Below are 21,557 nucleotides of genomic sequence, written 5' to 3'. Positions count from 1 at the left end.
ACTGATGGTCTTGGCCGGAAAGCCCAGATAGAGTTCAGGGCATTAGAGGTTACTTTGACGAGGTTTGCGATGTCCCGCACGATCCGTTTTCACAAGTTTGGTCCGGCCGAGGTGCTCAAGTGCGAAGAGCATGCGGCCGCTCTGCCTGCGCCAGGCGAAGTGCAGGTGCGTGTCGAAGCGATCGGCATCAGTTGGTACGACGTCCTTTGGCGCCAGAACCTGGCGTCTTCCCATGCCCGCCTGCCTTCCGGCCTTGGCCATGAGATGGCCGGCGTGGTGACTGCGGTCGGCGAAGGTGTCGACGACCTGGCCATTGGCGACAAGGTTGCCAGCTTCCCGGCCGAAAGCCCGAACGATTATCCGGTCTATGGCGAGCTGATTGTCCTGCCACGCTCGGCGTTGACCCGCTATCCCGATGTGCTCAGCCCGGTGGAAGCCGCGGTGCATTACACGCCGCTGCTGGTGGCCTACTTTGCCTATGTCGACCTGGCGCGGGTCAAGCCCGGACAGTTCGCCCTGGTCACCGATGCCAGCCACTGCGCCGGTCCGTCCTTTGTCCAGCTGGGCAAGGCGCTCGGAGTGCGGGTGATTGCCGCGACCAAGACCGCTGAAGAGCGTGAGTACCTGCTGTCCCTGGGGGCCGAGAAAGTCATCGTCACCGAAGAGCAGGACCTGCTCATGCAGATCAACAAATACACCGACAACCGTGGTGTCGACGTGGTGTTCGATGGCCTGGGCGGTCCGCAGATGTCGATGCTCGGCGACGTCCTGGCGCCGCGCGGTAGCCTGGTGCTGTACGGCCTGCAAGGCGGCAACCAGACGCCGTTCCCGGCCTGCGCGGCATTCCAGAAGAACATCCAGTTCTTCGTGCACTGCATCGGCAACTTCACCGGCAAGCCCGAGCTGGGTATCATCCAGGACCAGGTGGCTTTGCAGCGCGCCTTGCGCGACATCAACCAGCTGACGGCGGACCGTGTGCTGCTGCCGCTGAAGACCCGGATCTTCCCGTTCAACGAGTTCGTCGAAGCCCACCGCTACATGGACGAGTGTCCTTGCCGCGAACGGGTCGCACTGCAGGTCGAACCGGCCTGATCCTGACGCCAGGGTTCGCCATCGCGCACTCTGGCGTTTCTGTCCTCGCAGTCACTCCCTTCCTTATTCCCGTCTCGATCCTGAGCAGCCTCTGTGCAGCAGCCGAGCATGGCCTAGCTGCACCTGCCGATTGTGCAAGCCTCCACGGATAGATCCCGTCGCGTTGCGGTCAAACTGCCAGTAAACTGCGCAGCACTCACCGAACCATCCATTTCCCGAGGTTTTGCATGACACTCAGTCCTTTTGCGGGCAAACCGGCACCGACAGAATTGCTGGTCGATCTTCCGCGACTGGTAACGGCCTACTACACCGGCCAGCCCGATGCCGCCATCTCTACCCAGCGGGTCGCCTTCGGCACCTCGGGGCATCGTGGCAGCTCGTTCGACCTGAGTTTCAATGAATGGCATGTCCTCGCCATCAGCCAGGCGATCTGCCTGTATCGCCAGGCCCAGGGTATCGATGGCCCGCTGTTTGTCGGCATCGATACCCACGCCTTGTCCACCCCGGCCGGCGCGAGCGCCCTGGAAGTGCTGGCCGCCAACGGCGTGACCGTGATGATCGCCGCGGGCGACGAGTACACCCCGACACCGGCGGTGTCCCACGCGATTCTCTGCTACAACCGCGGCCGCACCAGCGGCCTGGCCGACGGCATCGTGATCACCCCGTCGCACAACCCGCCACAAAGCGGTGGCTACAAGTACAACCCCACCAACGGCGGCCCGGCCGATACCCACATCACCAAGTGGATCGAAGCCAAGGCCAACGAGCTGCTGGCCAACAAACTGGCCGGAGTGAAGCGCATCAGCTACGAGCAGGCGCTGAAGGCCGACACCACCCATAGTCACGACTACGTCAACAGCTATGTCGCCGACCTGATCAACGTCATCGACCTGGACGCTATCCGCAACGCCAAGCTGCGCCTGGGCGTCGATCCGCTGGGCGGAGCAGGGGTGCGCTACTGGTCGGCGATTGCCGAGCACTATCGTCTGGATCTGGAAGTGGTCAACAAGGAAGTCGATGCCACCTTCCGTTTCATGTCCGTCGACTGGGATGGCCAGATCCGCATGGACCCGTCGTCCAGCTATGCGATGCAAGGCCTGATCGGCCTGAAGAATCGTTTCGACGTGGCCTTCGGCTGCGACCCGGACCACGACCGCCACGGTATCGTGACCCCGACTGGCGGCCTGCTGGCGCCGAACAATTACCTGGCGGTGGCCATCGACTACCTGTTCCAGAACCGCCCGCACTGGCGCGCCGACGCGGCCGTGGGCAAGACCGTGGTCAGCAGTGGCCTGATCGACCGTGTGGCGGCGCGCCTGGGTCGTCGCCTGTACGAAGTGCCGGTGGGCTTCAAGTGGTTCGCCGACGGCCTGTTCGACGGCTCCCTGGGCTTTGGCGGTGAAGAGAGCGCCGGTGCATCGTTCCTGCGCAAGGACGGCGGCGTCTGGAGCACCGACAAGGACGGCCTGATCCCGGCCTTGCTGGCCGCGGAAATGACCGCCCGCACCGGCCGCGACCCGAGCCAGGCCTACCGTGCCTTGTGCGACGAGTTGGGCGAGCCGTTCTCGGTGCGCGTCGATGCCAAGGCCAACCCGCAGCAGAAGGCGCTGCTCGGCAAGTTGTCGCCGGAGCAGGTGACCTCGACCCAGCTGGCCGGCGAAAGCATCCAGAAGATCCTCAGCCACGCGCCGGGCAACGACCAGGCGATCGGCGGCCTCAAGGTCATGACCGAGAACGGCTGGTTCGCCGCGCGTCCATCGGGCACCGAAGACATCTACAAGATCTACGCCGAGAGTTTTATCGGCGACGATCACCTGAAGCAATTGGTGCAGGAAGCGCAGACCCTGGTGGACGGCGCGATCAGCGGCTGATCCAGCGGCGTTTCGCGGCAGATGAAAAAGGGGCGACCAGAAGGTCGCCCCTTTTTATTGCGGCTGTGTCTTGTAGGAGCGAGGCTTGCCCGCGCTGGCTGCCGTTTGAGCGACGGCCATCTTCAACTGGAGCGGAGTCAGCTTCGGGGCTGCTTTGCAGCCCATCGCGAGCAAGCTTCGCTCCTACAGAAACGGAGCATTGCTTCGCTGTCTCAGGCCAGGTCCACCAGGACGATTTCGCTGTCCTCGAGGGCGGTGACCCGCAGCAGGCGTTCATCCTCCACCGCGACACCGTCTCGAGCTTCGGCGCGCAAGCCATTGACTTCAATCACCCCAGTCGCGGGCACCAGGTAGGCCCGGCGCCCTTTGTCCAGCGGGTATTCGGCGGACTCGCCGGCCTTCAGGTTGGCGGCTACCAGGCGCGCGTCGGCACGAATCCGCAGGCTCTGGTCATCGCCTTGCTTGCCGCTGGCCAGGGTCACGAAACCTTCGCGCTGGCCTTTGGGGAACGGCTTGGCACCCCAGGACGGCGCGGAGCCGGCCTGGTTGGGGATGATCCAGATCTGGAATATCCTGGTTTCGCCGGCTTCCAGGTTGTATTCGCTGTGGGCAATCCCGGTACCGGCGCTCATCACCTGCACGTCGCCAGCCTCGGTGCGGCCCTGGTTGCCCAGGTTGTCCTGGTGGGTGATAGCACCTTCACGGACGTAGGTGATGATTTCCATGTCCCGGTGCGGGTGCTGCGGAAAACCGCTGCCGGGAGCGATCACGTCGTCGTTCCACACGCGCAGGTTGCCCCAGTTCATGCGTTTGGGGTCGTAGTACTCGGCGAACGAAAAGTGATGGTGGGCATCCAACCAGCCATGATGGGCGCCGCCCAGGGATTTGAAGGGTCTGAGTTCAAGCATGATCGTCTCCTGTCAGGGCTCGTCATGGGGCGCCTTGGTGGAGCCGCAGAACGAGACCGGTGATTGATGGCGCTCATCATCCATCAGCAAAGCATCGATAAAAAGCGCAAAAACCGCCGTTATCGGATCTAATAAATAGATATATTTTGTAGTCTGTCTTCTGCTTCCAAACATTCAGTTCGGGGCTTAAGTGGATGACCTGTAAGCATTTCACTAGAAGTCATCGACGAATGAAGCGACCATACCGTCCCACACAGCCTCACACCCTGGAGTCAGCGTGCCGCAACACACCCCCGATCTTCCTCCCGAACTCTTGCCCCTGGCCGAAATGCCGCTGCTCAAGCGCTTGGCGGCCAGGTTCTTCGGTCATGGCCTCAGTCGCTTGCGCGCCCAGCATCGCGCGTCCTGGTTGCATGGCCAGGCGGACGGCTTTCGCAGCGGGCATACCGCCGGGGTGGAATACGGTTACCAGGAGGGCAAGGCCGAAGGTCTGGAGCAGGGTCGTCAGGTCCTGCTGATTCGCGACAGCCGCTCCACCGAGCATCCGGCGCCCGGGGTAGACGATTATCTGTTCGACGACTGGCGCCTGCCGCTGAGCGCCGAACTGAAGAAGCGCATCAAGGCCGACGTTGGCCGCCTGCTGCCGGCCCATGCCCAACCCAGCAGCGCGCAATGGAAGATGATCTTCAGCGAAACCCCGTCCACCTCGGTGATTGCCGGCGCTGGCGCGGGCAAGTCGACTTCCTTGGTCCTGCGCATCCTGCTGCTCAATCATTACCTGGGCTTCGAGTTCGACTCGATGACCGTGGTGACCTTCACCCGCGAGTCGCGCAAGGACTTCATCAACAAGCTGATGGAGGTGTTCGCGCTCTGGGGCCGGCCCCTGGGCCTCAAGCAGGCGCGGGAGCTGGTGCGCACCTTCCACTCGCGCATCCTGCCGATGGTCCGCAGCCTGCCGGGTTTCGAGCGCCTGCAGGCGTTCGAGAACCTCAGCGATCGTCCGGTGGCGGGGGACCTGGAGGTCGACAGCAATCCCTTCGACCTGCGGATCAACGACGCCCAGCGCAAGCACCTGAATGCCTGTTACCACGCCTTGCACCGGCGTGACGGGCGTTTTCGCGAGGCGATCAAGCCGTTGCTGCGCCATGCCCTGCAACTCAAGGAGCTGGAGCGCGATCACCCGGACGTGCAAAAACGCATGGCCGTGACCGAACTGGCGGCCAAGCGCGACGAAGAGCTGTGCGACACCCTGGAAGACCTGTGGTTTCGTGCCGGCGCCTGGCCGATCAAGGGCATCGAGCCGAACCGGCAGACGGTCGAGATCAACGGCTCGCAGTTCCATTGCCATGGCTACGTCGCCGAGCTGGATGCCTGGGTGGTGCTGGGGTTCGACCCTCGGGAAAACCCGCAGTTGAGTCGCCCCGGATCGAAGCTTTCGGTGCGCGCGGAGTGGGCGGTAAAACGCACCCTGTTTCAAGCTTTCTGTCGTAAGCCAATGATTTGGCTGGATAGTTATGATTCGGCAAAGCGCGTCCTGTCTTCCCTGGCCGGGGATGCCAGCGCCGGGCCGGGCTTCGATTACAAGGTCAAGGGTGAGCTGGCTTCGGCGCCGCTGCTGGACTGTTTTGTCGCCGCGGCCGGGTTTATCGAGAACCTCGGGCTGGACGTCTCGGTGGCCGTGGGCCAGATGGTATTTGCCCGGGACGACCCGGACCGCTTTTTCTTCGAGGCCCTGAGCCTGTTCTGGCGGGCGCTGGATGATCATCTGCTCGACCAGTCGCCGCCGATCATGAGCTACAACCGCATGTTCGCGCTGTTCGGCGAGAACACCCCGGAGAATTTCAAGCTGCTCAGCGATGAGCACTTGCGGCCGATGTCGCACCTGATGATCGACGAATTCCAGGACGTCTCGCCGCAGATCGTCTCGTGGATTCGCGCCAGCCTGCGCGAAATCCGCAGTCGCGGGCCGGCCATGCATGTCGGCCGCGGGGCACAGCGCTCGTCGTTGCTCTGCGTAGGGGACGACTGGCAGTCGATCTACGGCTGGCGTGGCAGTTCGCCGAAATTCTTCATGGAGTTCAACAAGGAATTCCCGTCGCCGGCCACCACCCGAGTGATGCTCAGCGAGAACTATCGCAGCCATCAGCACATCATCGACGCTGCGGAACATATCGTCCGCGCGGCGCCGGCGATTGCCGGGAAGAAGGCCAAGGCCAGCGGCGAACCCAAGGAAGTGTTGCCGGTGAATGTGCTGGACCGCGACGACCAGGGGCTTGCAGCACGGCTGGCGGAGCACTATCGCAATGGCGATTCAATTTTGATGCTATTTCGAAAAAGTAGCGATAAGTCATTGATTGAAGAGCATATTTTACCAATAGTTAATGTTGATTCTAGATTGCCAGCCGAGGACCGACGCCTCAAGCAACTGACCTATCACAGCTCCAAGGGCTTGCAGGCGGATGCGGTGTTCCTGTTGGGCGATTGCCAGCACCTGACCAGTTCGCCCTACAAGAACCAGGTCTATCGCATGGCCGGGCTGGGCAAGGATGGCGACAGCGAGCCCTACGACAATGCGCAGAAGGACGAGACCTTGCGCCTGGCCTATGTCGGAATCACCCGGGCGGTGAAACATTGCTACTGGTATGTGGACCGTCCGGACACCCAGGCGGCCAATGCACCCAAGGCGTCGGACCGGGTTCCCCAGGGCAAGCCGTTCTTCGCCGACCTGCGGGCCTGAAAAAGCCCGCGCGATGGCGGGCTTGAAAACAGTCTGGAGTGGCCTGGGGCCAGGAGCAGAGCGACCTTAGGCTTTCAGCGCGAGTGGCGGCATGAAAGCCTCCAGCTCGTCTTCCACCGCCTCGATTATTCGCTCGACATCGGTGGCGTTCATCACGGTGGCGCAGGGGATGCCGGCAATGGCGATCATGGTCTCGCCGCTGGCACGATCGAAGAGCCGGGCGATCATGCTGCCGGGTGCATCCATGCTGGCCTCGAAGCCCATGGGGTGAAAATGCCAGCGCATCAGCTGGCAGGCGTTGGGAAAGGTGACTTTACTGGCGGAGACTCTATTCATGGATTGCCCACCTTGATCATTGAGCGCTTCCTTGTGCTCGCGGTAGGTACGGAAGGACCGTCACTGGACCAACCTGTGGAGCTTTTAAAAATAGCACCGGGATATGACATTCAACGGTTTTTTTCAGGCCGTTTGGCGATTGTCTGGCACTTTTTTGATGCAGGTCATTTCCGCCTGCGATTTAGGCAAAACGCCAGTATCCAGGGGCCATGCATTGGCCATTGAAGCGCTGGACGAACTTCGGCAAGCTGCGCCTTTCCGTCCCCTGAGCCGTTGTATCTGCCCCTATGTCTTCCCTTGATGATGGCCCGGCGCAAACCCAGGCCACCGGCGAGACGGTGCTGCGCTATCACCTGTGCTGGAAGCACCGCGACCTCGATGGCGTCATGGCGCTGTATCACCCGCAAATCCAGTACAACGACTTTTTCCAGAACCGCACCCTGGGCCTGGACGAGTTGCGCGAATACGTGCGCAACAGCATGCCGCGCGCGCCCGATGAGGCCCTGGAGCACAGCGACCGCATCCGTCTGGATGGCAACACCGCGTTCATTCAATACCAGGTGACTCTGCGTGGCGGGCAGGGCCTGGTGTCGTTTCGCGCCAGCGAGGCGATCACCGTGCGCGACGGCCTGATCTGGCGGGTCAACGAATACGCCTCGCTGGTGCGCGAGGCTGTGTCGGGCAAGGCCCAAGGCAGCGCGCGGCCGGCGGTCAGCCGCCTGGGGCTGTCGCCGCGCCAGCTGAGTTTCATGGCCGAGGACCTGCAGCAGTACTTCGAGCGCCAGCAGCCGTACCTCGACCCGGAACTGGACCTGCAGCGGGTGGCGAAGGAGTGCGGCTACAGCCGCAACCAGATCTCCTACCTGCTCAACCAGGTGCTGGGGCAGAGCTTCTACCGCTATGTGAACCAGGCGCGCCTGCAGCATCTGCTGGCGGCGCTGGACCAGGCGACGCCGCCGGTGCGCATCGACGAGCTGGCGTTCGCCGCTGGCTTCAACTCGCTGTCGGCGTTCTACAGCTGTTTCCGCCAGCACACCGGCCTGTCGCCCAAGGCCTACGCCAAGCAAATTTCTTTGCGTGCACGCGCGCAAGACAACCCCTGAGCCCAGGCACTAGGATCGACGCCATCGAAGTTCGGGTGGCGGAGTGCGTGTATGCCAGCGTGGCGCAATATCAGTTTGTGGATGGATCAACTCGACGAGCCGCTGCTGGCCCGGCCGTCGCTGGAGCAGGACCTGGATGTCGACGTGGCGATCATCGGCGCCGGTTATACCGGGCTGTGGACCGCCTATTACCTCAAGCGCCTGGCGCCGACCCTGAACATCGCCATCGTCGAGGCGCAGACCGCCGGCTTCGGCGCCTCCGGGCGCAACGGCGGCTGGCTGATGGGCAACCTTTTGGGGGAGGACCGGTTGCTGGCCGGGCTGAGCCCCGAACAGCGCCGCGCTTCCTTCGACCTGCTGCACGGTATTCCCGATGAAGTGGCCAGCGTCCTTGAACGTGAAGGCATCGACTGCGATTACCGTAAGGGCGGGGTGCTGTATTGCGCGGCGCGTTACCCCGAGCAGGAAATCACCCAGCGCCGCTACCTGGACACGCTCTACCGCCAGGGCCTCGACGAGCGCGACTACCGCTGGCTGAGCCCCGAGCAACTGGCCCGGCAGATCCGCGTGGCCAAGGCCTACGGCGGCATCTACGCGCCCCATTGCGCGACCATCCAGCCGGCCAAGCTGGTGCGCGGCCTGGCCCGGGCCGTGGAGCGCCTGGGCGTGCCGATCTACGAAAACAGCCCGGTCAGCCACTGGCAGGCCGGCAGCCTGCAAACCGCCAGGGCCAGCGTGCGTTGCCGCTGGATAGTGCCGGCGGTGGAGGGCTATTCGGTGACCTTGCCGCCCCTGGGCCATTACCAGCTGCCGGTGCAAAGCCTGCTGGTGGCCACCGAGCCTTTGTCGGCCGCGACCTGGGACGAGATCGGCCTGAACCAGGGCCAGGCGTTCAGCGAAAGCAGTCGTCAGGTGACCTACGGCCAGCGCACCGCGGATAACCGCCTGGTGTTCGGCGCCCGTGGCGGTTATCAGTTCGCCGGCAAGCTGCGTCACGACTTCGACCTGACCCGCAGTGAAGTCGAGCTGCGGCGCTACCTGTTCAGTGAGCTTTTCCCGCAGCTGAAAAACGTGCGGATCACCCATTCCTGGGGCGGCAACCTGGGCATGTCCCGGCACTTTCGGCCGCACATGCTCTGCGACCGCCAGCGCGGCATCGCCTTGTCCGGCGGCTACGGCGGCGAAGGCGTGGGCGCCAGCAACCTCGGCGGGCGGACCCTGGCCGCGCTGATCCTCGAACGCGACAGTGAGCTGACCCGCCAGCCCTGGGTGATCCCCGAGGGCGGCCTCGACGCCTTGCGCGCCTGGGAGCCGGAGCCGTGCCGCTGGCTGGGCTACAACGCGATCATTCGCAGCTTCGTCCATGAAGACCAGGCCCTGGCCAACCCGGCCACGCCGCGCTGGCGCCGGCGGCTGGCCAGCCGGGTGGCGGGCTTCATGGAAGGCCTGATGCACTAATCAGGTTTTTGACAGCGGTTTTTTCCATCGACAGGTAGCGCCATCGTCACCCTGGAGCAATCGACTCCGCTGGCCGTGCCCCTGGGCAGCCCGGTCGCCGTGACTTCGGTGACCTGCGTCGAGCGCAACGACGGCGTCGAAACCGGCATCTGGGAGTGCACGCCCGGGCGCTGGCGGGCACTTCTTGTCTGGAAATAGAGGAGATTGAGCCCCCTAAGCAGGAAACATGTTGTACGTCCCCACTACAGATGTCCTGGGCGAGCTGGTGGCTCGCACCGATGCCCATCGGTGGGCCTGGCGCATAGCGTGTGGCGGTGATCGCCGCCAATGTTGCGAACATCACCCAGGTCGACAAACTGACTTTTCGTTATACCGAATGCCTTTGCGTTTTAGTTTGTTAATTCGGAAACAGAATTTGCGTCGCTTTTCCGGCAGGCTAGAGTCTAAATCTCACAAGCACATTGATGTGCCTCTTGCACGGATGCACGGAGACTGGCGGCCTTCCCCTCGTCACAGGCAGGCCGCCTTGAAACAAGGAGTGTTATGAACAAGCCGATCAAGAATATCGTCATCGTGGGCGGCGGCACTGCGGGCTGGATGGCTGCCTCGTACCTCGTCCGGGCGCTCCAACAGCAGGCGAACATTACGCTCATCGAGTCTGAAGCGATCCCCCGGATCGGCGTGGGCGAGGCGACCATCCCGAGTTTGCAGAAGGTGTTCTTCGACTTCCTCGGGATACCGGAGCGGGAGTGGATGCCCCAAGTGAACGGCGCGTTCAAGGCCGCGATCAAGTTCGTGAACTGGAGGAAGTCTCCCGGCTCCTCGCGCGAAGATCATTTCTACCATTTGTTCGGCAACGTGCCGAACTGTGACGGCGTGCCGCTTACCCACTACTGGCTGCGCAAGCGCGAACAGGGCTTCCAGCAGCCGATGGAGTACGCGTGCTACCCGCAGGCCGCGGCGCTCGACGGCAAGCTGGCACCGTGCCTGCCCGACGGCACCCGCCAGATGTCCCACGCGTGGCACTTCGACGCGCACCTGGTGGCTGACTTCTTGAAGCGCTGGGCCGTCGAACGCGGGGTGAAGCGCGTGGTCGACGAGGTCGTGGACGTTCACCTGAACGAGCGCGGCTACATCTCCAGCCTGTTCACCAAGGAGGGACGGACGCTGGAGGCGGACCTGTTCATCGACTGCTCCGGCATGCGGGGGCTCCTGATCAATCAGGCCCTGAAGGAGCCCTTCATCGACATGTCCGACTACCTGTTGTGCGACAGCGCGGTCGCCAGCGCCGTGCCCAACGACGACGCGCGCGAGGGGGTCGAGCCGTACACCTCCGCGATCGCCATGAACTCGGGGTGGACCTGGAAGATTCCGATGCTGGGCCGGTTCGGCAGCGGCTACGTCTTCTCGAGCAAGTTCACCTCGCGTGACCAGGCCACCGCCGACTTCCTCAACCTCTGGGGCCTCTCGGACAATCAGCCGCTCAACCAGATCAAGTTCCGGGTCGGGCGCAACAAGCGGGCGTGGGTCAACAACTGCGTCTCGATCGGGCTGTCGTCGTGCTTTCTGGAGCCGCTGGAATCGACGGGAATCTACTTCATCTACGCGGCGCTTTACCAGCTCGTGAAGCACTTCCCCGACACCTCGTTCGACCCGCGGTTGAGCGACGCATTCAACGCCGAAATCGTCTATATGTTCGACGACTGCCGAGATTTCGTCCAGGCGCACTATTTCACCGCGTCGCGCGAAGACACGCCGTTCTGGCTTGCGAACCGGCACGACCTGCGGCTCTCGGACGCCATCAAAGAGAAGGTTCAGCGCTACAAGGCGGGGCTGCCGCTGACCACCACGTCGTTCGACGATTCCACGTACTACGAGACCTTCGACTACGAATTCAAGAACTTCTGGTTGAACGGCAACTACTACTGCATCTTTGCCGGCTTGGGCATGCTGCCCGACCGGTCGCTGCCGCTCTTGCAGCACCGACCGGAGTCGATCGAGAAGGCCGAGGCGATGTTCGCCAGCATCCGGCGCGAGACCGAGCGTCTGCGCACGAGCCTGCCGACGAACTACGACTACCTGCGGTCGCTGCGTGACGGCGACGCGGGGCTGTCTCCCAGCCAGCGCGGACCGACGCTCGCGACGCAGGAAACCCTGTAGTGGAACGCACCTTGGACCGGGTAGGCGCATTCGCGGCCACGCACGCTGCCGTGGCGGCCTGCGATCCGCTGCAGGCGCGCTCGCTCGTTCTGCAGTTGCCGGGCCTGAACCGTAACAAGGACGTGCCCGGCATCATCGGCCTGCTGTGCGAGTTCCTCCCGGCGCGCGGCGTGCCCTCCGACTGGGGCTTCGTCGAAGCCGCCGCCGCGATGCGGGACATCGGGTTCTTCCTGGGGTCGCTCAAGCGGCACGGACACGAGCCCGCGGACGTGGTGCCCGGCCTTGAGCCGGTGCTGCTCGACCTGGCGCGCGCGACCGACCTGCCGCCGCGCGAGACGCTCCTGCATGTGACGGTCTGGAACCCCGCGGCGGCCGACGCGCAGCGCAGCTACACCGGGCTGCCCGACGAAGCGCACCTGCTCGAGAGCGTGCGCATCTCGATGGCGGCCCTCGAAGCGGCCATCGCAGTGACCGTCGAGCTGTCCGACGTGCCCCTGCGGTCGCCCGCGTTCGCGCAAGGGTGCGACGAGGTGGAAGCCTATCTGCAGAAAATGGTCGAATCGATCGTCTACGCGTACCGCTTCATCTCGCCGCAGGTCTTCTACGATGAGCTGCGCCCCTTCTACGAACCGATTCGAGTCGGGGGTCAGAGCTACCTCGGCCCCGGTGCCGTAGAAATGCCCCTCTTCGTGCTGGAGCACGTCCTGTGGGGCTCGCAATCGGACGACCAAGCTTATCGAGAATTCAAAGAGACGTACCTGCCCTACGTGCTTCCCGCGTACAGGGCGGTCTACGCTCGGTTCTCCGGAGAGCCGGCGCTCATCGACCGCGCGCTCGACGAGGCGCGAGCGGTCGGTGCGCGGGACGAGCACGTCCGGGCTGGGCTGGCAGCCCTCGAGCGGGTCTTCAAGGTCCTGCTGCGCTTCCGGGCGCCTCACCTCAAACTGGCGGAGCGGGCCTACGAAGTCGGGCAAAGCGGCCCCACAATCGGCAGCGGGGGGTACGCGCCCAGCATGCTCGGTGAACTACTCACGCTCACGTATGCCGCGAGGTCCCGCATCCGCGCCGCGCTCGACGAATCCTGATGCGCGCGACCAAGTGTTATCTCACAAGGAGAGTTTGCCCCCATGACTCAGAAGAGCCTCGCGAACGGACACGATAGCAACCACTTCGACGTAATCATCCTCGGCTCGGGCATGTCCGGCACCCAGATGGGGGCCATCTTGGCCAAACAACAGTTTCGCGTGCTGATCATCGAGGAGTCGTCGCACCCGCGGTTCACGATCGGCGAATCGTCGATCCCCGAGACGTCTCTCATGAACCGCATCATCGCCGATCGCTACGGCATTCCGGAGCTCGACCACATCACGTCGTTCTACTCGACGCAACGCTACGTCGCGTCGAGCACGGGCATCAAGCGCAACTTCGGCTTTGTGTTCCACAAGCCCGGCCAGGAGCACAACCCGAAGGAGTTCACGCAGTGCGTCATTCCTGAGCTGCCGTGGGGGCCGGAGAGCCATTATTACCGGCAGGACGTCGATGCCTATCTGTTGCAAGCGGCTATCAAATACGGCTGCACGGTCCGCCAGAAGACGAGCGTGACCGAATATCACGTCGATAAAGACGGCGTCGCGGTGACCACCGTCCAGGGCGATCGGTTCACCGGCCGGTACATGATCGACTGCGGAGGACCCCGCGCGCCGCTCGCGACCAAGTTCGGGCTCCGCGAAGAGCCGTGTCGCTTCAAGACGCACTCGCGCAGCCTCTACACGCACATGCTCGGGGTCAAACCGTTCGACGACATATTCAAGGTCAAGGGGCAGCGCTGGCGCTGGCACGAAGGGACCTTGCACCACATGTTCACGGGCGGCTGGCTCTGGGTGATTCCGTTCAACAACCACCCGCGGTCGACCAACAACCTGGTGAGCGTCGGCCTGCAGCTCGACCCACGTGTCTACCCGAAAACGGACATTTCCGCGCAGCAGGAATTCGACGAGTTCCTCGCGCGATTCCCGAGCATTGGGGCGCAGTTCCGGGACGCCGTGCCGGTGCGCGACTGGGTCAAGACCGACCGCCTGCAGTTCTCGTCGAACGCCTGCGTCGGCGACCGCTACTGCCTGATGCTGCACGCGAACGGGTTCATCGACCCGCTCTTCTCGCGGGGGCTGGAGAACACCGCGGTGACCATCCACGCGCTCGCGGCGCGCCTCATCAAGGCGCTGCGCGACGACGACTTCTCCCCCGAGCGCTTCGAGTACATCGAGCGCCTGCAGCAAAAGCTTCTGGACCACAACGACGACTTCGTCAGTTGCTGCTACACGGCGTTCTCGGACTTCCGCCTATGGGACGCGTTCCACAGGCTGTGGGCGGTCGGCACAATCCTCGGGCAGTTCCGGCTCGTGCAAGCCCACGCGAGGTTCCGCGCGTCGCGCGACGAGGGCGACCTCGATCACCTCGACAACGACCCCCCGTACCTCGGGTACCTCTGCGCGGACATGGAGGAGTACTACCAGTTGTTCAACGACGCCAAAGCCGAGGTCGAAGCCGTGAGCGCCGGGCTCAAGCCGGCGGAGGAGGCCGCCGCGCGGATTCACGCCCTCATCGACGAGCGAGACTTCGCCAAGCCGATGTTCGGCTTCGGGTACTGCATCACCGGGGACAAGCCGCAGCTCAACAACTCGAAGTACAGCCTGCTGCCGGCGATGAAGCTGATGTACTGGACGCAAACCAGAGCGCCGGCGGAGGTGAAAAAGTACTTCGACTACAACCCGATGTTCGCGCTGCTCAAGGCGTACATCACGACCCGCATCGGCCTGGCGCTGAAGAAGTAGTCGGCCGATGAACGACATTCAATTGGATCAAGCGAGCGTCAAGAAGCGTCCCCCGGGCGTGTACGACGCGACCACGCGCCTGGCCGCGAGCTGGTACGTCGCGATGCGCTCGGACGACCTCAAGGACAAGCCGACGGAGTTGACGCTCTTCGGCCGTCCGTGCGTGGCGTGGCGCGGAGCGACGGGGCGGGCCGTGGTGATGGACCGCCACTGCTCGCACCTGGGCGCGAACCTGGCTGACGGGCGGGTCAAGGACGGGTGCCTCCAGTGCCCGTTTCACCACTGGCGGTACGACGAGCAGGGCCAGTGCGTTCACATCCCCGGCCACAGCCAGGCGGTGCCCCGGCTGGAGCCCGTGCCGCGCGGGGCGCGCCAGCCGACGTTGGTCACCGTCGAGCGATACGGCTACGTGTGGGTCTGGTACGGCTCCCCGCAGCCGCTGCACCCGCTGCCCGAAATCGCCGCGGCCGACGTCGACAACGGCGACTTTATGCACCTGCACTTCGCGTTCGAGACGACGACGGCGGTCTTGCGGATCGTCGAGAACTTCTACGACGCGCAGCACGCGACCCCCGTGCACGCGCTCCCGGTCTCGGCCTTCGAGCTCAAGCTCTTCGACGATTGGCGCCAGTGGCCGGAGGTTGAGTCGCTGGCCCGGGCGGGCGCGTGGTTCGGTGCCGGGATCGACTTCACCGTGGACCGGTACTTCGGCCCCCTCGGCATGCTGTCGCGCGTGCTCGGCCTGAACATGTCGCAGATGAACCTGCATTTCGATGGCTACCCCGGCGGGTGCGTCATGACCGTCGCCCTGGACGGAGACGTCAAATACAAGCTGCTCCAGTGTGTGACGCCGGTGAGCGATGGCAAGAACGTCATGCACATGCTCATCTCGATCAAGAAGGTGGGCGGCATCCTGCGCCGGGCGACCGACTTTGTGCTGTTCGGGCTGCAGACCAGGCAGGCGGCGGGGTACGACGTCAAAATCTGGAACGGGATGAAGCCGGATGGCGGCGGCGCGTACAGCAAGTACGACAAGCTCGTGCTCAAGTACCGTGCGTTCTACCGGGGCTGGGTCGACCGCGTCGCGAGTGAGCGGTGATGCGTGAAGCCGAGCCGGTTTTGGCCGCGTCGCTGCGCCAGGCGCTCGCGAAGCTGGCGAGCGGCGCCACGGTCATCACGACGTACGGCGCGGCGGGCCCGCTTGGGCTCGCGGCCACCCGCTGCGTGTCGGTGTCGCTCTTGCCGAGGCATTCATGACTATCTGGCTGTTGCAACTCGTGCTGGTGATCGCGCTCTGCAACGTCTGCGGCCGCATTGCCGAACGGCTCGGCCAGTGCGCGGTCGTCGGCGAGATCGCGGCTGGTCTGCTGTTGGGGCCTTCGCTGTTGGGCGTGATCGCACCGAGTTTCTACGACCTGTTGTTCGGCCCAAGTGCGCTGTCAGCGATGGCGCAAGTCAGCGAAGTCGGCCTGATACTGCTGATGTTTCAGGTCGGTCTGCATATGGAATTGGGCGAGACGCTGCGCGGCAAGCGCTGGCGCATGCCCGTCGCGATCGCAGCGGGCGGGCTCGTCGCACCGGCCGCGATCGGCATGATCGTCGCCATCGTCTCGAAAGACACGCTCGCCAGCGACGCGCCGGCGCTGCCCTATGTACTCTTCTGTGGTGTCGCACTTGCGGTATCGGCGGTGCCGGTGATGGCGCGCATCATCGACGACCTGGAGCTCGGCGCCATGGTGGGCGCACGGCACGCAATGTCTGCCGCGATGCTGACGGATGCGCTCGGATGGATGCTGCTTGCAACGATTGCCTCGCTATCGAGCGGGCCTGGCTGGGCATTTGCGCGCATGCTCCTCAGCCTGCTCGCGTATCTGGGGCTGTGCGCGCTCCTGGTGCGCTTCGTGGTTCGACCGACGCTTGCGCGGCTCGCATCGACTGCTCATGCGGCGCGCGACCGCTTGGCCGTGTTGTTCTGCTTCGTAATAGCGTCGGCACTCGCGACGTCGCTGATCGGATTCCATAGCGCATTTGGCGCACTTGCGGCGGCGCTGTTCGTGCGGCGCGTGCCCGGCGTCGCGAAGGAGTGGCGCGACAACGTCGAAGGTTTCGTCAAGCTTGTGCTGATGCCGGTGTTTTTCGCGTATGCGGGGCTGCATGCGTCGGTCGGCACGATCGACGACGCGGCATCATGGATGTGGTTCGGTGTATTCCTCGCAGGCGGATTCATCGGCAAGTTCGGCGGCAGCTATCTGGGCGCGCGTGCCACCGGGCTTGCGCCACACGATGCGATGCTGGTGAGCTCGTTGATGAATACGCGCGGCTTGATGGAGCTGATCGTCCTGTCAATCGGTCTGCAGATGCAGATCCTTCCGCCAAGGGTCTACACGATCCTCGTGGTGTTCGCGCTGGTGACCACGGCGCTGACCGCACCGTTGATTCGATTCACGCTGCGCGTGCAATCGCGCGCAATGAGCCAACAGGCTGCCTGAGCCAGCTTGAGGGGAGAGATCACCATGAATGCCGCCACCGAAACCAAGGCTCACGATTTGCTCGATGCCGAGGGCCGCGGTGTCCGCGAGCTGCGCAACTTGCTGGGGCAGTTCGCTACCGGTGTGACCGTGATCACCACGCGCACCGCTGACGGCCGCAACGTCGGTGTGACCGCCAACTCGTTCTCCTCACTGTCGCTGTCGCCGGCGCTGGTGCTCTGGAGCCTGGCACGCACGGCACCGAGCCTGAAGTTTTTTTGCTCGGCGAGCCACTTCGCCATCAACGTGCTGGGCGCGCACCAGCACCACTTGTCGGAGCAGTTCGCACGGGCAGCAGCTGACAAGTTCGCCGGTGTAGCTCATTCCTATGGCAAGGCGGGAGCCCCGGTGCTGGACGATGTGGTGGCAGTGCTGGTGTGCCGCAACGTCACCCAGTACGAGGGCGGTGACCACCTGATCTTCATTGGCGAGATCGAACAATACCGATACAGCGGCGCAGAACCGCTGGTCTTCCATGCAGGCCAGTACCGGGGTTTGGGGGAGCAATGGAACAGAAAGTGCTCTTAAGCTCGGATAGCCCGGTTTGTGTGATCTTTTGGATCAAGAACGACACCAAGGTCTACCCGAGCCCGGACATGATGGGCAAGCTGTTCGCCCTGGAAGCCATGCCGCTGAAAATCGACCGGATCCGCACCGGCAGTTGAAGCATTGCTACCGCTCCCCGACTTGGCGACCGCCGTCGGGGAGCGGCGTTTTTATTGCTTTATCTTCAGGCGCATCGCCAGCATCACCCCTAGCACTGCGGCGGCCAGCACCAGCGCCGCGGGGGCGGACCAGCCGGCATAGGCGACGGCGGCGCTCAGGGCGATGGGCGCGAGCACCTGGCCCAGATAGTTGCCTTGCATCACCAGGCCCAGGCACAGCGGGATCAGCGCGGGTTCCGGCGAGGTCAGCGAGGTGCTGGCGAGAAGGGTGGCGGGCAGCATGCCGGCCACTGCGCAAAAGAAGAAACACAAAGGGATTACCAGGCCGGTCGGCGTGACCGAAAGAAAGATCCCCATCCCGAAAAGCCCCATGACGATACTGGTGCCGGCGAGCAGGGCTTGTGGGCGGACGCCCCGTGACAGCAGCAGGCCGGCGCTGAGGTTGCCGACGATATTGACCGCCACCACCGCGGCGCTGACCACCCCGGCGCTGGCGATCGACAGCCCGACCCGCTGCATCAGGAACACCGGCAGGAAGGCCATCACTGCGAAGAACTGCAGGTTGTAGGCGGTGAACATCAGCGCCATCAGCAGCGGCTGGCGGGCGCGCAGCACGCTGCTCAGCGAGTGGCGCAAAGCGGATTGCGCCTGGCGGCGCAGCGCCAGCGGGTCCCTGGGCGTGGTCAACGGCAACAGCAGCGCCGCCAGCAGGGTCAAGGCCGCGCCGGCGATCCAGCTCTGTTGCCAGCCGCCCAGCAGCGGCCCGATAAGCATCGAGGTGCCGATACCGAACGCCATGAAGGTGCTCCAGATGCCGAACGCCAGGTGGCGTTTGTGCGCCGGGACCAGGCGATTGAGCACTGCCGGCGCCGCGACCACCACTATGACGAAGCCCAGGCCTTCGACAAAACGCGTGGCCAGCAGCCCATGGAAGTCGTGCAGGCTGGAGCCCAGCGCGCTGGCGGCGCACATGATCAAAAGGCCGAGGGCCAACAGGTAGCGGTCGCCCCAGCGCTGCACGAGGATGCCGGCGGCGATGCCGCCGAACACCCCGATAAAGGGGAAGGCCGACATGATCCAGCTCAGGGACTCCAGGGGCCGGTCGAATTCCTGCTGCAGCTGCGGCAGGGCGATGGTGGCCTTGCCGATATGCAGCGCCGCGGCAATGCCGGCAAACAGCACGTTGAACACGGCGGGCCAATACCCGGTATCGGCGACGGCGTAGCTGAGGGTGTCGGGCTTGGTTGAGGTCATGGGCTTCTCCGAAAGCAGGCGGGCGGGCGAGGATCGCCGGGGTGGGGCGCGCCAATGGGTCGGAGCCGACTCTAAAAGTTAAAGTTAACTTCAAGTCAATCGGTAAAAACGGGATGCAGCGTTCTACCCATAGCACCATTGAGCCGTTGATCTCGCTGGGCGAAAGGGCCGGGCGAATGGTGCTGTCGGGGTTGGCGTGGCGGCGCCCGGTCGGGCGCCGTGGGTGAGGGAGGGCGTCTGCCGTCAGATGAGCTGCGTATTCTCCGGCAGCAGGGCGCCGCCATCGACGATCAGGGTTTGCCCGGTGATATAGCCGGCCTGCTCGGACGCCAGGAACAGCATGACGTGGGCGATGTCCTGCGGGCTGCCCAGGCGCTTGAGCGGGATGCTGGCGGCCAGGGCCGGGGAGTCGCCGAGGTTGGCCATGGCCTGGGTGGCGATCAGCCCGGGTTCGACGCCATTGACGGTGACCCGGTGTTCGGCCAGTTCCAGGGCCGCCGCGCGGATGAAACCGTTGACCCCGGCCTTGGACGCGGCGTAGTGGGACAGCCCGGGAATCGCCGTGCGCGGCCCGGTCACCGAGGAGGTGATGACGATGCGCGGATGCTCGGCCCGGCACAACGCCGGCAGCGCCGCCTGGGTCAGCCAGAAACAGCTCTTGAGGTTCACCGCCAGGGTCGACTCGAGGATTTCATCCCTCAGGTCGCGCAGGTTTTCCATCGGGAACACCGCGGCGTTGTGGATCAGCAGGTCCAGTCCGCCAAAGGCCCTGAGCGTGGCGGCCACCGCCTGGTTGGCCGCGGCCCGGGTGCTCAGGTCCACGACCAGCAGCTCGGCGCTGCCGCCGGCTTCACGGATCAGGCGCAGGGTTTCGGCGCCCGAGGCTTCGCTGCGAGTGGCGAGCAGCACCTTGGCGCCCTGGGCGGCGAAGACTTGCGCGATGGCGCGGCCAATGCCCTGGCCGGAACCGGTGATCAGGGCGATACGGCCGCTGAGGTCGAGGATCATGGATGTTCTCCTTGAGTGACGGTGCCCAGGCATTCGTCCAGCAGGCGGTTGTGCAGGTCGACGTCGTCGCTGGTAGCCGCCGGGCAGATCAGCGCCATGTTGTGGAACGGGGTCAGCAACACCCCGCGGTTGAGCAGGTAGAGATGCAGGTAGGCCTCGATCAGGCCATGACGGGCATGGTGGGCTTCGCCGCCGTTGCGCGGCGCGTGGTCCATGAACAGGTATTCGACCCGGGCGCCGATTCGCGTCACGTGCCAGGGCAGGCGGTGCTTGGCGATCAGCGCCTGGACCCCGGTCCGCAGGCGTTCGGCCAGGGCGATCATGTGCGCGTAGTTGGCCGCGTTCATGACCTCGCTGAAGGTGGCGCGCATGGCGGCCATCTGCAGGGCGTTGCCGGCCAGGGTGCCGCCGAAGCCGAAGTGGTTGATCGCCTGGCCGGGCTGGAAATGCGGCAGTACCTGCCAGATACGCTCGGCCATGGCCTGGCTGGCGCCCCACACCGCGGTGGGGATGCCGCCGGCGATGCACTTGCCGAGCACGAAGAAGTCCGGTTGCAGGCCATGTTCGCCGCTGTAGCCGGCGGGGCCGCAGGAGATGGTGTGGGTTTCGTCGATGATCAGCGGCACATCGAAACGCCGGGTCAGCTCGCGCAAGCCGTCGTGGAAGCCGGGGGCGGGCGGGACCATGCCGACGTTGGTCATGAAGGGCTCGGTCAGCACCGCGGCCACGTCGCCATGGGCCAGTGCTGCTTCCAGCCCTGGCAGGTCGTTGAACTCCACCAGCCGGGTGGTGGCGTCGTGGCGCAGGCCATTGGCGTGCACGCCTTCGCGGGGAATCATCTGGCCGCTGGCGTCGAACTCGACCTGGGACTCGTCGACGCTGCCGTGGTAGTTGCAGTTGAACACCAGCACTTTCTCCCGCCCGGTGATCATCCGGCACAGGCGCAGCACAAAGCGGTTGGCGTCGGTGGCGGAGGTGGTGACTTGCCAGAACGGCAGGCCGAAGCGCCGCACCAGTTCCTGGCCGACCCACAGGCTGTCGGCGGTCGGCAGCATCAGGGTCGAGCCGTGCCGGGCCTGATGCGCGATGGCCTCGGCCACGGCGGGCTGGCCATGGCCGAACATGGCGCCGGTGTCGCCCAGGGCGAAGTCGACGTAGCGGTTGCCGTCGCAGTCGGTCAGCGTCGCGCCCTGGGCGTCGGCCACCAGGATCGGGTACAGCCCCGGCCATTGCTGCATCCAGTGCAACGGCGCGCCGTACAGCCAGTGTTTGAGGTTTTCCCGGTAGAAGCCGGCGGAACGCGGGTGGCGTTCGGCGAACAGTTGCAGCTCGGATTGGTAACGGCTGGCGACGCGATCGAGGTTGAGGCCGAGGGTCATGGTCGAAGTCCTGGGATAGAGGGTGGTCGCTGACAGGTTTTTGTAGCCGCTGGCGAAGGCTGCGATCGGCCCGAAGGGCGGTAAAGGCAGCGTCTGCTACGCAGCCGATCGCAGGCTGCGCCAGCGGCTACAGGAACCAGTGTCTGGGTAGCCGCTGCCGAGCAACGCGAGGCTGCGATCGGCAACGCAGTTGCCGCGAAAACCGAGCGCGCGGTGTGTCAGGCCGA

Annotated in this window: 17 protein-coding genes and 1 pseudogene; 13 read left to right on the top strand and 5 right to left on the bottom strand. The window is 64.5% G+C overall.

The features are described 5' to 3' along the window. Positions 1-69: 69 nt before the first annotated feature. Together AC3RCP_RS17305 and pgm are read left to right on the top strand one after the other, a co-directional pair. The gene (locus AC3RCP_RS17305; RefSeq protein WP_009044099.1) at positions 70-1,092 is read left to right on the top strand and encodes a zinc-dependent alcohol dehydrogenase family protein; all 1,023 of its coding nucleotides are present in this window, start codon (positions 70-72) and stop codon (positions 1,090-1,092) included. Positions 1,093-1,319: 227 nt separating this feature from the next. After that, on the top strand, positions 1,320-2,963 hold the full coding sequence (pgm, locus tag AC3RCP_RS17300) for a phosphoglucomutase (alpha-D-glucose-1,6-bisphosphate-dependent) (protein WP_492571313.1): 1,644 nt from the start codon (positions 1,320-1,322) through the stop codon (positions 2,961-2,963). Positions 2,964-3,175: 212 nt separating this feature from the next. Here pgm and AC3RCP_RS17295 read toward each other — a convergent pair whose 3' ends face one another. Next, positions 3,176-3,871, bottom strand: coding sequence for a pirin family protein (locus tag AC3RCP_RS17295; RefSeq protein ID WP_492571314.1), 696 nt, complete (start codon positions 3,869-3,871; stop codon positions 3,176-3,178). 277 nt (positions 3,872-4,148) lie between these two features. On the opposite strand from AC3RCP_RS17295, the gene AC3RCP_RS17290 reads away from it, so the two are divergent. Beyond that, a complete protein-coding gene (locus AC3RCP_RS17290; protein ID WP_492571315.1) occupies positions 4,149-6,608 on the top strand; it encodes a UvrD-helicase domain-containing protein in 2,460 nt (819 codons plus the stop codon). Between the two features lie 66 nt (positions 6,609-6,674). Here the strand turns inward: AC3RCP_RS17290 and AC3RCP_RS17285 are convergent, their stop codons facing one another. After that, positions 6,675-6,944: a DUF1652 domain-containing protein gene (locus AC3RCP_RS17285; protein WP_007924808.1), complete on the bottom strand. Its 270-nt coding sequence runs from the start codon at positions 6,942-6,944 to the stop codon at positions 6,675-6,677. A gap of 287 nt (positions 6,945-7,231) precedes the next feature. Here AC3RCP_RS17285 and AC3RCP_RS17280 point away from each other — a divergent pair, with 287 nt between their 5' ends. From AC3RCP_RS17280 to AC3RCP_RS17235, 10 genes and pseudogenes are all read left to right on the top strand, one after another. Continuing rightward, entirely contained in the window at positions 7,232-8,047 is an 816-nt protein-coding gene (locus AC3RCP_RS17280) for a helix-turn-helix domain-containing protein (protein WP_007924807.1), read from the top strand. A 51-nt stretch (positions 8,048-8,098) separates the two neighbouring features. Further along, positions 8,099-9,505, top strand: coding sequence for an NAD(P)/FAD-dependent oxidoreductase (locus tag AC3RCP_RS17275; RefSeq protein WP_492571316.1), 1,407 nt, complete (start codon positions 8,099-8,101; stop codon positions 9,503-9,505). A gap of 42 nt (positions 9,506-9,547) precedes the next feature. After that, a pseudogene (locus AC3RCP_RS17270) lies at positions 9,548-9,694 on the top strand (cupin domain-containing protein); the annotation flags it as partial. A gap of 354 nt (positions 9,695-10,048) precedes the next feature. Beyond that, a complete protein-coding gene (prnA, locus tag AC3RCP_RS17265; protein WP_492571317.1) occupies positions 10,049-11,665 on the top strand; it encodes a tryptophan 7-halogenase PrnA in 1,617 nt (538 codons plus the stop codon). After that, entirely contained in the window at positions 11,665-12,750 is a 1,086-nt protein-coding gene (prnB, locus tag AC3RCP_RS17260) for a monodechloroaminopyrrolnitrin synthase PrnB (protein WP_492571318.1), read from the top strand. Before prnA ends, prnB begins: the two co-directional genes overlap by 1 nt. 42 nt (positions 12,751-12,792) lie before the next feature. Beyond that, the gene (gene prnC, locus AC3RCP_RS17255; RefSeq protein WP_492571319.1) at positions 12,793-14,496 is read left to right on the top strand and encodes a monodechloroaminopyrrolnitrin halogenase PrnC; all 1,704 of its coding nucleotides are present in this window, start codon (positions 12,793-12,795) and stop codon (positions 14,494-14,496) included. A 7-nt stretch (positions 14,497-14,503) separates the two neighbouring features. Then, entirely contained in the window at positions 14,504-15,595 is a 1,092-nt protein-coding gene (gene prnD, locus AC3RCP_RS17250; RefSeq protein ID WP_492571320.1) for an aminopyrrolnitrin oxygenase PrnD, read from the top strand. Then, positions 15,595-15,753 carry a flavin reductase gene (locus AC3RCP_RS17245; protein ID WP_492571321.1) on the top strand — a complete coding sequence of 53 codons (159 nt, stop codon included), beginning with the start codon at positions 15,595-15,597 and terminating at the stop codon, positions 15,751-15,753. Before prnD ends, AC3RCP_RS17245 begins: the two co-directional genes overlap by 1 nt. After that, positions 15,750-16,985, top strand: coding sequence for a cation:proton antiporter (locus tag AC3RCP_RS17240; RefSeq protein ID WP_492571322.1), 1,236 nt, complete (start codon positions 15,750-15,752; stop codon positions 16,983-16,985). The genes AC3RCP_RS17245 and AC3RCP_RS17240 overlap by 4 nt, the downstream gene beginning before the upstream one ends. A gap of 24 nt (positions 16,986-17,009) precedes the next feature. Further along, positions 17,010-17,552 (top strand): flavin reductase family protein, encoded by a 543-nt coding sequence (locus AC3RCP_RS17235; protein ID WP_492571323.1) that lies wholly within the window; start codon positions 17,010-17,012, stop codon positions 17,550-17,552. A 188-nt stretch (positions 17,553-17,740) separates the two neighbouring features. Here the strand turns inward: AC3RCP_RS17235 and AC3RCP_RS17230 are convergent, their stop codons facing one another. The 3 genes from AC3RCP_RS17230 to AC3RCP_RS17220 form a co-directional block, all read right to left on the bottom strand. Continuing rightward, positions 17,741-18,943 (bottom strand): MFS transporter, encoded by a 1,203-nt coding sequence (locus AC3RCP_RS17230; protein ID WP_101338131.1) that lies wholly within the window; start codon positions 18,941-18,943, stop codon positions 17,741-17,743. A gap of 243 nt (positions 18,944-19,186) precedes the next feature. Continuing rightward, entirely contained in the window at positions 19,187-19,951 is a 765-nt protein-coding gene (locus AC3RCP_RS17225; protein ID WP_101338130.1) for an SDR family oxidoreductase, read from the bottom strand. Beyond that, positions 19,948-21,330: an aspartate aminotransferase family protein gene (locus AC3RCP_RS17220; protein ID WP_492571324.1), complete on the bottom strand. Its 1,383-nt coding sequence runs from the start codon at positions 21,328-21,330 to the stop codon at positions 19,948-19,950. The genes AC3RCP_RS17225 and AC3RCP_RS17220 overlap by 4 nt, the downstream gene beginning before the upstream one ends. Between the last annotated feature and the right edge of the window lie 227 nt (positions 21,331-21,557).

This window comes from Pseudomonas sp. GW822-FHT05A08 (assembly GCF_058800485.1).
The sequence above is the reverse complement of the archived record's forward strand: the minus strand, read 5'-3'. Positions and strand labels throughout refer to the sequence as shown.

What these genes read in the sequence shown, in the direction of transcription:
- AC3RCP_RS17305 (WP_009044099.1), top strand. Translation starts at nt 70, where the DNA reads ATGTCCCGCACGATCCGTTTTCACAAGTTTGGTCCGGCCGAGGTGCTC.
- pgm (WP_492571313.1), top strand. Translation starts at nt 1,320, where the DNA reads ATGACACTCAGTCCTTTTGCGGGCAAACCGGCACCGACAGAATTGCTG.
- AC3RCP_RS17295 (WP_492571314.1), bottom strand. Translation starts at nt 3,871, where the DNA reads ATGCTTGAACTCAGACCCTTCAAATCCCTGGGCGGCGCCCATCATGGC.
- AC3RCP_RS17285 (WP_007924808.1), bottom strand. Translation starts at nt 6,944, where the DNA reads ATGAATAGAGTCTCCGCCAGTAAAGTCACCTTTCCCAACGCCTGCCAG.
- AC3RCP_RS17280 (WP_007924807.1), top strand. Translation starts at nt 7,232, where the DNA reads ATGTCTTCCCTTGATGATGGCCCGGCGCAAACCCAGGCCACCGGCGAG.
- AC3RCP_RS17275 (WP_492571316.1), top strand. Translation starts at nt 8,099, where the DNA reads ATGCCAGCGTGGCGCAATATCAGTTTGTGGATGGATCAACTCGACGAG.
- prnA (WP_492571317.1), top strand. Translation starts at nt 10,049, where the DNA reads ATGAACAAGCCGATCAAGAATATCGTCATCGTGGGCGGCGGCACTGCG.
- prnC (WP_492571319.1), top strand. Translation starts at nt 12,793, where the DNA reads ATGACTCAGAAGAGCCTCGCGAACGGACACGATAGCAACCACTTCGAC.
- prnD (WP_492571320.1), top strand. Translation starts at nt 14,504, where the DNA reads ATGAACGACATTCAATTGGATCAAGCGAGCGTCAAGAAGCGTCCCCCG.
- AC3RCP_RS17245 (WP_492571321.1), top strand. Translation starts at nt 15,595, where the DNA reads ATGCGTGAAGCCGAGCCGGTTTTGGCCGCGTCGCTGCGCCAGGCGCTC.
- AC3RCP_RS17240 (WP_492571322.1), top strand. Translation starts at nt 15,750, where the DNA reads ATGACTATCTGGCTGTTGCAACTCGTGCTGGTGATCGCGCTCTGCAAC.
- AC3RCP_RS17235 (WP_492571323.1), top strand. Translation starts at nt 17,010, where the DNA reads ATGAATGCCGCCACCGAAACCAAGGCTCACGATTTGCTCGATGCCGAG.
- AC3RCP_RS17230 (WP_101338131.1), bottom strand. Translation starts at nt 18,943, where the DNA reads ATGACCTCAACCAAGCCCGACACCCTCAGCTACGCCGTCGCCGATACC.
- AC3RCP_RS17225 (WP_101338130.1), bottom strand. Translation starts at nt 19,951, where the DNA reads ATGATCCTCGACCTCAGCGGCCGTATCGCCCTGATCACCGGTTCCGGC.
- AC3RCP_RS17220 (WP_492571324.1), bottom strand. Translation starts at nt 21,330, where the DNA reads ATGACCCTCGGCCTCAACCTCGATCGCGTCGCCAGCCGTTACCAATCC.